The following is a 12,012-nucleotide window of genomic DNA, read 5'->3' on the forward strand; positions in this document are numbered from 1 at the left end:
CCACTTAATGTGGCCTCCGTCGTGAGCAGGACTGTAGAGCAGGAAACCTAAGCCGGTGTCCCCGCTCTCCCGGGGCCGGCGGAATTTAGTTGTTAAGCATGCGGTCGAAGCTTCCCGAGTCGCCATCCCGATAGTCGGCGGTCATCAGAATCTCCTGCGGAATGCGCCCGCCCTCGCGCAGCACATTGCGGAACTGCACGCGCGTGACCATGGGCAGATCCTTGATCGTCGCCGCCAAGTTCTGCGGCACGCCCTGGTTGGCAGCCGCGGGCTCGCACTCGCCGCCGGCCTTCACGCGACGCTTATGCTCGGCGAGCATGGCGCGGTACATGCCGGCATGCAGGCGAATCTCAACCACATTGGCATTGCGAGCCTGCTCGACGATGCGCGCGCCCTCGCGGTCGATATCGCCCACGTAGTAGACGTAGTTAAAGCGATAGCCGATCTCAGCCAGATAATCGTCCAGGGCATGCGAGACGCTCGCCTTGCATCCGCCGCCAAAAATCACGCCGCCCACCTTGATGCCAAAGAGCTTGGCGTGCTTGCGGCCACGCAGCAGCCTGACGATCTCGTCGTAGGTGTCCAGGTTCTCGACCATAATGAACGGCTTATCGGCGCCCAGCGTAAAGAAACCCGTAAAGTGCACGGGGCGGTTGGGGGCGACCTTGATCGCCTGCATGCTGATGCCCTTTTCGGTCATGCGCCTTATCAGGCGCTCACCGTGCTTGCCGTCAAAAGCCTTCTCGTCGTTAAAAATCTGGTAGGCACGCTGGCGGCGCGAGGCAACCGGCGTATCGGCACCTCGGTTTTGCTCGATCCAAGCCTGGATGATTGCGATTTCCTCGGCAATCTTGCGGTTGGACATCTCGTTGTGCTGAGTGCGCTGCGGCGCCTTTTTGCCGTCCTTGCCCTCGGCCTTAACAATTTGAGTCTGCTGCTCCTTGATCTTAGAGAGCGCCGTAGGCGTAGGGACAACTTTGAGCAGCTGCCTGCCCAAAACGCGGGCAAGGGCAAACGCCGATACCTCGCCGTGGACGGCCGACTCGGGCTGCTGGGTAGCACTATCAGCCGCGGCAGGCTCAGCCTGTGCATGAGGCTTACGCTTGGAATCTGCCCGGGTATTACGTTTCTGCTTGGGCGCAGACGAGCGCTTTTGCGGACGATCGGACTTGGCCTCCTTCGCCGGCTGGCGCTTGACCTGATCCACCGGAGTCTCGGCCTTCTCATCTCCGTTTTGTGTCGCTGCCTTCTCGGCCGCGGCCTCGGCATTTGAGCCACGACCGCCGCGGTGACGACGACGACGGGGCTTGCCTGAGGTGCTCTCCCCCGCCTGCTTATCAGCGGTCTGTTGAGCTTTGACCTCAGCGTCAGCCGCAGGCTGCGACTCGGAAGGTTGCTGCTCGCGAGTCGCCGGCTCAACGGTTTTCTCGGTTTGTTCGGCCTTCTCGGCCTGAGCGGTCGAAGCCGGCTCGCCCTTCTCCTGACGCCTTACGGGATACGCGCGCCTCGCAAAACCACGCCCGGGACGGCATGAACCCGGAGCCTTCTTGGCAGACTCCTCAACATCGTCTGCAGCCTCGGAAGGCTCTTCAACCTCATGCGCGACATCCTGCTGCGCAGCCTTAAAGTGGGCACCACGGCGACGCTGGGGCTCCTGGGCCTCCACGGGCTTTTGCTCCTTCGCGGGCCTCTGCGACTCGGCAGCAACCTCGTTCTCAACAGCCTCGGCATCCGTCTCACCCTTTTGAGCAACGGCACGACGGAAGCGCTCCTGCTGGGCGCGGCGCTGCGCATCGCGCTTGCCACCCCCGCCAAAACCGCCGCGTCCCGCCTTGGCCGTAAAGGCACGCACGACGTTCTCATCGAGCAACTCATCGGTATCGACATGCTCACGCGGAGCAGCTTCTTCCACAGCAGGCACGTCAGCGGAATCCTCGACGACAAAATCTTCGACGGACTCGGCAGGCTGCTCCTGGGCATCGCGGATCTCGACATTGATGGTATAGAACGCCGGGCGCCCGTTAATGCCGCTGCCCTCGATCTTGGTCACGATATTTGCCGCGATAAGCTCATCGCGCATCGCCTTGGTGTCGCATTCCTTATCGACGGAGCGGAAAATCTGCGCCAGCGCGCTCGACTTAATCTTGAGCGCCTTGCGGCAGAGCAGGTCGTAGGCAACCAGCTTGGCGCGCTCGGCAGAAAGCGATGTCTGGCTGCTCAGACGCTCAGCCAGAGCATCGACATTGTTTTGATTATCGGAATATACCGTCTTGGCCACGGGGCCCCTTTCATATGCACACATATACGTCCATATGGTACAACGCACGAGCCTATCCACGCAAAACATCTGCGAGAACGCCCTTGCACCACCTGTTCTCACAAGAAAAAAGACCGGGTCCGCTTGATTGCGGACCCAGTCTTTCCGAGTCAAATAGATGGGAGATTCAACCCGTCCGACCGACTAGGCCTTGGCGGCCTCGGCGTCGGCAGGAGCTTCAGCGGCAGCGGCGCGACCGTACTCGGCCTTGCCCATCTCGGACCACTCGGGCTCCTCGTCGGGCATGGAGCCGGCCTCCTTGCCGAAGAACTCCTTGAGACAGTTGACGGCAACGATGAGGCCCAGGACCATCAGCAGGACGGCGAAAACGAGCTGCAGGCCCTTGGTGGCGGCGACGGAGACGGCGGCCGTGGTGGCGGTAGCCGGGATGGTGCCGAAGAAGCCGTAAGCCTGGACAGCGGTCATGCAGCCCATGGCGCTCTGGACCAGCGAGGTGAAGGTGCAGCAGAGCAGGAAGGCGACGGGCACGTAGAGCATCCAGCCCTTGCGGCCGGTGCACTTGCAGAACACGGCGAGGGTAATCATGGTCATACCGCCGAGCAGCTGGTTGGAAGCACCAAAGAGCGGCCAGATGTTGGCATAGCCGCCAAAGGCGAGGGCGAGACCGGGAAGCAGGGTGACGACCGTGGCGAACCAGGGGTTGCCGAGAACCTTCATGTAGCCGGCCTTGGACTCGATGGCCAGGGCGTCGTTGGTCTGGGCAAAGAACTCGGAGAACGAGGTGCGGGCGATGCGGGCGACGGCGTCGAGCGAGGTCAGGGCCAGAGCGGAAACGTTCATGGTCATGAAGACGGTAGCGAACGTACCGTCAACACCGAAGGCCTGCATACCGCGGGAGATACCAGCGGCGAAGATCTGGAACGGGGTGGAAGCGACGCCGGCGTTGAGGGCGCCGGTACCGGCGGTGTTCATGTCGGAGAACATGATGCCGGCGACGATGATGGCAAGGATGCCGACGAAGGACTCGACGATCATGGCGCCATAACCGACCTTGACGGCGTCCTGCTCCTTCTCGACCTGCTTGGAGGAGGTACCAGAAGAAACGAGGCTGTGGAAGCCGGAGAGGGCACCGCAGGCAACGGAAACAAACAGGACCGGGAACATCATGCCAGAAGCGCTGGAGAAGCCGGTAAAGGCCGGAGCGGTGATGGTGGCCTGGCCGTTAACACCCAGGACGACGATACCGAGGACAGCGCAAACGATCATGACGATCATCATGATGGAAGTGAGGTAGTCACGCGGGGTCTTGAGCATCTGGATGGGCATAGCGCCAGCGAAGACCAGGTAGACCATGACGACGGCGAACCACTGGAACTTATCCAGGTAGACCGGGAACTGCATACCGACGGCAAACATGAGAACCATGAGGACCACGCCGGTGACGAACTCGGTAGCACCGGTGAGGTTGAACTTCTTCTGGGCCCAACCAAAGGCGATAGCGACGAAGGTGAACAGGATGGAGATGGTACCAGCGCAGCCGGCGGCATAGGACTTGGTGAAGTCGATGGCACCGGTAGCAGCACCAGAAGCGTCAACGGCCGGGGTGAACATGAACGTCTTGCAGACCATGTCGGTGAAGGCGGCGATGACGATGATGCAGAACAGCCAGCAGAACAGCAGGAACAGGCGACGGCCGGTCTTGCCGATGTACTTCTCGATGAGCTGAGCCAGGGACTTGCCGTTGTTCTCCATCGAAGCATACAGAGCACCAAAGTCGTGGACGGCGCCAAAGAAGATGCCGCCGACGAGGACCCAGAGCACGACGGGCAGCCAGCCAAAGGCCATGGCGACGATCGTACCCGTGACAGGGCCAGCACCGCAGATCGAGCTGAACTGGTGCGAGAACGCGGTAAAGGCGGAGACGGGTGAGAAGCTCTTGCCGTCCTTCATGCGCTTGGCCGGCGTGAGGGCCTCTTTGTCAACGCCCCACTTGTTGGCCAGCCAGCGGCCGTAGCCCAGATAGCCGCAGGCGAGCACCGCCGCGGCCACAACCATGAGCAAAACTCCGTTCATTACATTTCCTCCTCTAAAAAGAACTTCCTAGACATAAAAAATGAGGGCCGTCGGTTGCGCTCGACGGCCCTCATCTTCATCAGCCGCCCGTTATCGTACGGGCTAGCTGTATGTGCTAACCCGCATCAGATAATTACTACGCTGATAATGTTTAGCTGATGCGTGAACATGTCTAAGAAATCCTCTTCAATCATGATGCGAACGATCCGTGCGTGTTCACATCCCCCAGTGGATGAAAAGCAGTATGAAACTTTAGTTACCTAAAGTCAACGCAAATTTGTAATGAATTTTCAACTTTTTTTGAAATTCTCGGTATAAAACGCCACTGACCTCGGACTTTACCCAACAAAAGTTTTTGCATGAGAGATGCCCCTCGGGAGCCGCGGGAGCTCCCATCCCAAATGCGGAGCAAAGCTCCGCACACCATCTTTTTCTTTCAGCTAAAGCACGCCGGAAATTCGACGCAGCTGGCTAACCTTGCCGGACGTTGTCGACGCCAAACCAGCTCAGAAGCTATATCGATACAGAAAGGTCCCCGGACGGAGGGGCCGGATATAAGGTTTATCGCGAGTTCCGCACGCAAAGAAGGCCACTTAATGTGGCCTTCGTCTTGCGCAGGACTGTAGAGCAGGAAACCTTATATCCGGCCCCTCCGTCCGGGGACCGCGCCGTACCAGCTACAGCGTCATGTTTGGATCGGCGTCGACGTCGAACGGCGAGATTTCACCTCGGTCGAATTTACGGCGGGCGACCTCCGCGATCATGGCAGCGTTATCGGTGCACGCCGAAAGCGGCGGTACCGTCACGCGGATCCCCTGACGCCCAAGCTTCTTGATCATTATCTCGCGCAGATGCGGATTAGCCGAGACGCCGCCGCCGATGCAGTATTCCTTGCATCCGGTGGCATGCAGGGCGTTTTTGGCCTTCTTGTACTGAACGTCAAAGACGGCTGCCTCAAACGAAGCCGCCAGATCGGGCAGGTGAATCGTGCGCCCGGCCTTGGTCTCCTGCTCGATGTAGAGCGTCACGGCCGTTTTAAGACCCGAAAGCGAGAAACGATAGTCTCCCCTGCTGTTAAGCGCGCGAGGAAAATCGATCGCCTTGGGGTTGCCCGTCTCGGCCAGCTTGGAGATGATGGGGCCACCGGGATAGCCCAGACCCAACGCCTTGGCTACCTTGTCGAAGGCCTCGCCCACAGCATCGTCGAGTGTCTCACCAAGTACCTCGTAGTCGCCCCATGCCTTCACGTGCACGAGCATGGTATGACCGCCCGAGACGAGCGTGAAGATAAACGGCGGCCTGAGATCGGGCTGCGCCAGCAGATTGGCGAACAGATGGCCCTCCAGATGGTTGACGCACACGAGCGGTTTACCGGCGGCATAGGCAAAGCCCTTGGCGAAGGCGACGCCCACTACCAGAGCACCCACCAGGCCCGGACCCTGTGTCACGCCAACAGCGGCGAGTTCGCTCGGCGCGATGGCTCCACCCTCAAGACCAAGCGATGCTGCGGCATCCTCGAGCGCCGCATCCACGACACTCACAATCACCTCAACGTGTTTGCGCGAGGCGATCTCGGGCACCACGCCGCCAAAGCGGGCATGAAAATCAATCTGTGTCGACACCTGGTTGGCCAGCATATTGCCATCCGCATCGATAATCGCCACGGCCGTCTCGTCGCAGGAACTCTCGATAGCGAGCACTAGGCGGCGGCGCTCAATTTCGGCACGCTCCCCCTCGGAGCGCCCAGGCGCAGGCAGCGGCCATACGCGCTGCTCTGCCGCCGTCGGCTCGGGCGAAGCATTGTCGACCGGAAGCACCAGGGGCAGCGGAGCCGTCATGACGATGGCGTCCTTGCCGGCACCATAGTAGCCGCGGCGACGGCCAGCCTCGGTAAAGCCCAGAGCGTTATAAAGCGCGATCGCTCCCTCGTTACCGTCCTCGACCTCGAGCGAAGCCGTGGTGCAGCCGAGCATCTGGGCATCATAGCTCACGTGCGACAGCAGCTTGCGGGCAATGCCCTCACGGCGATGTGCCGGGTCGACGGCGACATCCAGAATCTGCACATCACCGTCCACGACCATACCGCCGGCAAGGCCCAGCAGCTTGCCGTCGTCGTGTGCCACCCACCAACTACGCGGCGCAGCGACGTCCTCGCCCAGTTCGGACAGGAACATGCCCGGCGTCCATGTCTCGTGTCCGGCACCTTCAAAGCAGGCAGCCTCCAGCGCGCTCGCGCCCTCGGCATCCGCCGCGCCCATGGGACGGAACTGCAGATGACGACCGGCGAGCTCATCGGCAACACCCGTAATTTCGCTCTGCGCACTCTCGGCAAGACCAAGACGCTTGCGCTCGTTTTCCTCGGCATCCGAAAGGCGCGTGTAAATCGGCAGGACGCGGGCCGGATCGCCGTCACCCGCAGCGTGCGCGAGCAGCAAGCCCTCGCCCGAAGGCCACCACAGGTCGCGCTCCACGCAGCGGGCGGCCTCGTCCTCACCCAGCAGCTTGCCATAGCGCACGAGACCGTCACCGGTCAGCTGAACCTGGCCCCAGTCCGCTGCTTGGCGCCACTCATCGAGCGCCACGGCGGCCTTGACCACGTGTTCGCGCTCAAATTGACGCTCGGGACCCTCATCGACCAGCATATACAGCGCCGGATATACCTCACCGCGCATAGCATCGGCCAAGATACCAAGCTTGCCGCGCACGCCAGCCTTCCACGCCGTCCAAGCGCAAGCGTCGAGCGTCGACACGCCCAGCAGCGGAACATTGGCACCACGCGCGAGGCCCTTGGCAGTGGAGATGCCGATGCGCACACCCGTAAAGGACCCCGGGCCGCGGCCGACCACATAGCAACCAACATCGCTGCGATCCAGACCGGCTTGAGCCAGCACGCCATCAACGGTATTCACGAGCTCAACGTTGGCGTGACGGCGACACATGTGGTCGCCACTCACGAGCTTCGTCTCACCCGTCTGCCCATCAATCCAGCTTGCCGCGCAGGCAAGCATGTCGGTCGAGGTATCGAGCGCCACCACCAGCGCGTTGTCGTTATGCAAGCTCATCTTGTACAGCCTTATCAATCAAATGGGAAAGCTCCATTGCGCGGTCACCGTGCGCCTCAAGCGTTATCGTTCGCACATCGCTGTCGCCCTCATCACGCCTGAGCGTCACCGAAAGATACTCATCCGTCAGCTCGTCCTGGAATTGTTCGCCCCATTCCAGCAGGCAAGCACCCTCATAGCCCAGCACATCGAAAATGCCCGTATCCTCGAGCTCGTAGGCATGCTCCAGGCGGTATAGATCAAAGTGAAACAGCGGAATACGACCTTGATCGTGAACGGCCATGAGCGCAAACGTAGGACTCGTAACCATATGCCCATCGCCCAGCCCGCGCGAGACGCCCTTGGTAAAGTGAGTTTTGCCCACTCCCAGGCCACCGGTCAGGATGAGCACATCTCCGTCCTCAAGGCACGGTGCAATTAGCTCGCCAAAGTACTCCGTATCGGCAGCGCAAGTCGTTTTGTAAGTACCTACCCCCAGGCGCTCCAGGGACATATATGCTCCTTATTATTCCGAGGCGTCCTCTGGTGCGGGATGTCGCCCCAGATAGTCGCCCAGCATCTTAAAGTCTTCCTCCAGCAGCTCCTGCCACGCTGGATTGCGTAGCGCTGCTGCCGGATGGAAAGTGGGCATCACCACAAAGTGCCCCATCTGATGGAACCTGCCGCGCAGCTTGGTAATGCCGATCTCGGTCTTGAGCACAAAGTGCGTTGCGGGGTTGCCGAGCGTCACGATGATATCGGGCCAGATGCTTCGAATCTGCTCGCGCAAAAACGGTGAGCAAGCCAGCACTTCCTCGGGGCGCGGATTGCGGTTTCCCGGCGGGCGGCACTTAAGCACGTTGGCAATGTAGACGTCTTCGCGTTTGAGCCCCGCCAGCGACAAAATGCCGTTGAGGTCCTCGCCTGCCGCCCCCACAAAGGGCTCGCCCTGCAAATCCTCATTACGGCCCGGCGCCTCGCCAATAAACATCACGCGAGCGCGGGGGTTTCCCACGCCAAACACGATGTTGTGGCGCGACTGGTAAAGCTGGCAAAGGTGACAATCGCCCAGAACGGCCTCGATCTCCTCGAGTGCGACCTCACGCGGCGCCTGATGGCTATGGCCGGGAATGTGCATGACGCCCATAGCGACTCCTACACGTAGACCTTGTCGAGACGCATACCAAAGCCGCAAGCGACCTCGTAGTTAATCGTGCCGCGTAGGCGCGCCATCTCGTCCATGGTAATCTCGGCATCTCCATCGCAGCCGACAATGATCATCTCGTCACCATACTCGGCCTCGGGAATCTCATGCGCCGGGTTGGACTGAATGGCGACCATAAACTGATCCATGCAGATATTGCCAACCTGATGCACGCGCTCGCCGCGATACAGCACATCCATACGATTGGAAAGCGTACGCGAAAGGCCATCGGCATAACCGATCGGAAGGGTGCAGATCTGAACGCGCGTGCGCGGTACGCGGTAGGTAAAGCCGTAGCCCACGCCCTCGCCCATCGCAGGATGCGCCACGCGCGTCACACGCGCGTGGACGCTCATGACGGGATCAAGCTGCATCACACGACCACTCAGCTCACATGGCTGCAGACCATACAAACCGATGCCGGCACGAATCATGTCAAAGTGCATTGAAGAATCGAGCATCGAGGACGGCGTATTGGCACAATGCACGATACCGCATTCAAAACCTGCGTCCTTAATGGCCTGAACGGCCTCGGTAAAACGCTGGCACTGCAGCTTGTAGTCCCAACCCGAAGGTTCATCGGCCGTGGCAAAGTGCGTAAATACGCCGTCGCACTGAATACCGCGATGGAAGCTGATGCCGCGGACAAAGTCGAGCACCTGTGTGTAGTGAACGCCGATACGATTCATGCCCGTCTCGATGGCAAGATGGTACTTGCCCACCTTGCCCGCCGCGACGGCACATTCGCCATACGCAAGAGCAAAGTCAGACGTATAGACCGAGGGCATGATATCAAACTCGAGCAACGTCGGAATAGCCTCGATAGGCGGCTCGCTTAGGATGAGGACGGGTTTCGTAATCCCGCCCTGTCGGAGCTCAACGCCCTCGTTAACCGTCGCCACGGCAAACATGTCGGCACCGGCCGAATACATGATCTTGGCGCACTCAACAGCTCCATGACCATAAGCATCGGCCTTGACCACGCAGCACAGGCGCTGACGCGGATTCAGCAAGTTCTTATAGGCCCTCGTGTTGCGACGGAGCGCCCCGCGGTCGATCTCGACCCAGGACCAGCGCGTCAAATCGGCTTTATTCATGATTAGTCATCCGACCCTTCGTCCATGATTCCCAGATCTTCGAGCGCATCCTTTGCCGCCAGCTCCATGGCAGGACCGATCAAGTCGATAAGATCGGTCGCGATGACGCTCTTCTCACCATACTCCGTCGCCGCGGCAAAACCGGCGTAGCTGTGAAGTGCGACGGCGTACGAATACAGCAACTCCCAACGATCCATCTCGTCGCGCATGGTGGCAAGCGTGCCGGCCAAAATACCCGCGAGAACATCACCCGAACCGGCAGTTGCCAGAGAAGCCGGACCCGAGAGCGGCAGCAGCACACGCTCAACGCCACAGATAGCCGTCGTCGGCCCCTTGGCAATGACCACCAGATTGTCGGAGCCTGCAGCCCAGACAACCTTCTGCGCGGCCGCAATCGCGGTACCAAGGTCGTTCACCTCGTCACCGGCAACCAGACGCGAAAGCTCACGATAGTGCGGTGTCATAACCAACGGCTGCTCGCGACGATACATCTCGGGGTTACTATCAATACCGTCAATGGCAATCTTAGCAAGGCAGTTGAGTGCATCGGCGTCCAAAATTAGCGGTACATCAAGCTCGAGCAAGCCCGAAACCACCTGCATAGCGCCGGCAGACGTCGTCATACCGGGACCGCACAGCACGCAGCTGTACTTCTTTGCGATCTCGCACACCGTCATGCGCGCAGCGGCGCCAAAGGAGCCGCGGGAATCAGACGGAATAGTAAAGACCGGAATCGAAGGAAGTGCCATGCGAATGAGATTGGCGCAGGCGTCAGGAGCCGCGACTGCCACGTAACCAGCACCCGCGCGAGCTGCAGACTTGGCCGCCATAATGGCAGCACCAGGATATTGCGCTGATCCGGCGACAATAAGCACGGAGCCACGGGAATACTTATCGATATTCGATGGTAGCGGAGCAAAGTAATCAACTAAGTCACCGGGCTCGACAATCTCGGCGGCGTGGTCGACATCATCGATGACCTCGTCAAGACGGTCGTAAAGATTGCCGCAGATCAAATCGCCGGCATACTCAGGACCATCAGCGCTATACAGACCAATCTTGGGCGCAATCATCGTCACCGTGCGCTCGGCACGAATGCAGTCGTCATCAACAACGCCCGTCTCGGCATTCAGGCCCGAGGGGACATCAATGGATACGACACAATCGGCGCATTCATTGACCGTAGGAATCCAAATGGAGAACGGCGCACGCAGATTCCCGTGGAAACCGGTACCAAAAATGGCATCGACAACAACATCGGCCTTATCGATCAAAACCTCGAGTTCATCACGCGAGGGGCCGACGCAAACGTGCACATCGCGGCCGGCAGTACGACGAGCAACGTGACGTGCCAGAGCAGCAGGAATCTCATCCGGTTCAACCGGAGAAACGATATCCACGTCCACACCCTTATGGCTCAGGATATCGGCGGCAACCCAACCGTCGCCGCCATTATTACCAAAACCGACCAAAACGAGAACCCGATCGGGATTGAGCTTCAAGACCTCGTTAGCGGCAAACTCACCCGCTAGCTCCATAAGCTCGGCCTTCGAAGTTCCTTCGCGTTCGATGATATCCTCGAGACGAACGACTTCTTCGGTACTCAAAACCGGTTTCATCTATGCTCCTAGCGTATCTTGCGAAGCATCGCCCAGGTGCTCCGTCAATGCTGAATTCTGCAGCTGCTCGAGCTCATCTAATACAGAGCGAGCCTCTTTAAATGTCTGCGCAACGCGTTTCTTGGTGCTCACCTTTTCATCTTTTGGCTTAGGCCGAGCATCTTCGGTAATCGCGATGGCATTCGCAACGGCCAAGTCTCCCGTAATCGTAATGGAAAGAGCGACCTCAACAACACCCAGTTCTTGAGCGATCTCGAGAGCACGGCCCGAAAGCAGCGCCCTCGGTTTGCCGAGTTTATCACGCGTCACCGAAACATCCTTGCGACCCACGCCTTGACTAAAACCCGTGCCGAGAGCTTTAAGCACCGCCTCGCGCGAAGCAAAGCGGCTCGCATAGTGAGCAGCGGGACGCGATGATGCATCGCAATACGCACGCTCTTCTTCGGTAAACACACGCCGAGCAAACGACGGCGTCTTTTCAAGAATTGATTTCATGCGGGAAATCTCGACGATATCAACGCCGATACCAGCTTCAGCCATGTTCACCTCCATATCGCACAGACTAAGTTATTGTAGCCCGTTCACAGAAGATGCGACAAACGAGGGTTATAAAACACAGCTACTATGTGAGACAAATTGCCCGTAAACGCAAGAAAGGGGGAGGCCGCGAGGCCTCCCCCTTCTTCAAGTCAAGCGTACG

8 protein-coding genes are annotated in these 12,012 nt (G+C 59.5%); all 8 read right to left on the bottom strand.

Features of this window, described 5'->3' with window-relative positions:
• Positions 1-85: 85 nt before the first annotated feature.
• Positions 86-2,278, bottom strand: a complete 2,193-nt coding sequence (locus DXD48_RS09775) for a hypothetical protein (protein ID WP_158548981.1) — start codon at positions 2,276-2,278, stop codon at positions 86-88.
• A 183-nt stretch (positions 2,279-2,461) separates the two neighbouring features.
• Positions 2,462-4,351: a carbon starvation protein A gene (locus tag DXD48_RS09780; RefSeq protein ID WP_117565040.1), complete on the bottom strand. Its 1,890-nt coding sequence runs from the start codon at positions 4,349-4,351 to the stop codon at positions 2,462-2,464.
• A 677-nt stretch (positions 4,352-5,028) separates the two neighbouring features.
• Positions 5,029-7,413, bottom strand: a complete 2,385-nt coding sequence (gene tsaD / locus DXD48_RS09785; RefSeq protein ID WP_117565041.1) for a tRNA (adenosine(37)-N6)-threonylcarbamoyltransferase complex transferase subunit TsaD — start codon at positions 7,411-7,413, stop codon at positions 5,029-5,031.
• Positions 7,400-7,906, bottom strand: a complete 507-nt coding sequence (tsaE, locus tag DXD48_RS09790; protein ID WP_089573670.1) for a tRNA (adenosine(37)-N6)-threonylcarbamoyltransferase complex ATPase subunit type 1 TsaE — start codon at positions 7,904-7,906, stop codon at positions 7,400-7,402. Before tsaE ends, tsaD begins: the two co-directional genes overlap by 14 nt.
• 12 nt (positions 7,907-7,918) lie before the next feature.
• Positions 7,919-8,539 carry a uracil-DNA glycosylase gene (locus tag DXD48_RS09795; RefSeq protein WP_117565042.1) on the bottom strand — a complete coding sequence of 207 codons (621 nt, stop codon included), beginning with the start codon at positions 8,537-8,539 and terminating at the stop codon, positions 7,919-7,921.
• 8 nt (positions 8,540-8,547) lie between these two features.
• Entirely contained in the window at positions 8,548-9,693 is a 1,146-nt protein-coding gene (gene alr, locus DXD48_RS09800) for an alanine racemase (protein WP_117565043.1), read from the bottom strand.
• Positions 9,694-9,695: 2 nt separating this feature from the next.
• Positions 9,696-11,312 (bottom strand): NAD(P)H-hydrate dehydratase, encoded by a 1,617-nt coding sequence (locus DXD48_RS09805; protein ID WP_117565044.1) that lies wholly within the window; start codon positions 11,310-11,312, stop codon positions 9,696-9,698.
• Positions 11,313-11,852, bottom strand: a complete 540-nt coding sequence (acpS, locus tag DXD48_RS09810) for a holo-ACP synthase (RefSeq protein WP_117565045.1) — start codon at positions 11,850-11,852, stop codon at positions 11,313-11,315.
• Positions 11,853-12,012: the final 160 nt, after the last annotated feature.

It is taken from the genome of Collinsella sp. TM05-37, assembly GCF_003436455.1.
In the GTDB taxonomy this organism is placed as follows: domain Bacteria; phylum Actinomycetota; class Coriobacteriia; order Coriobacteriales; family Coriobacteriaceae; genus Collinsella.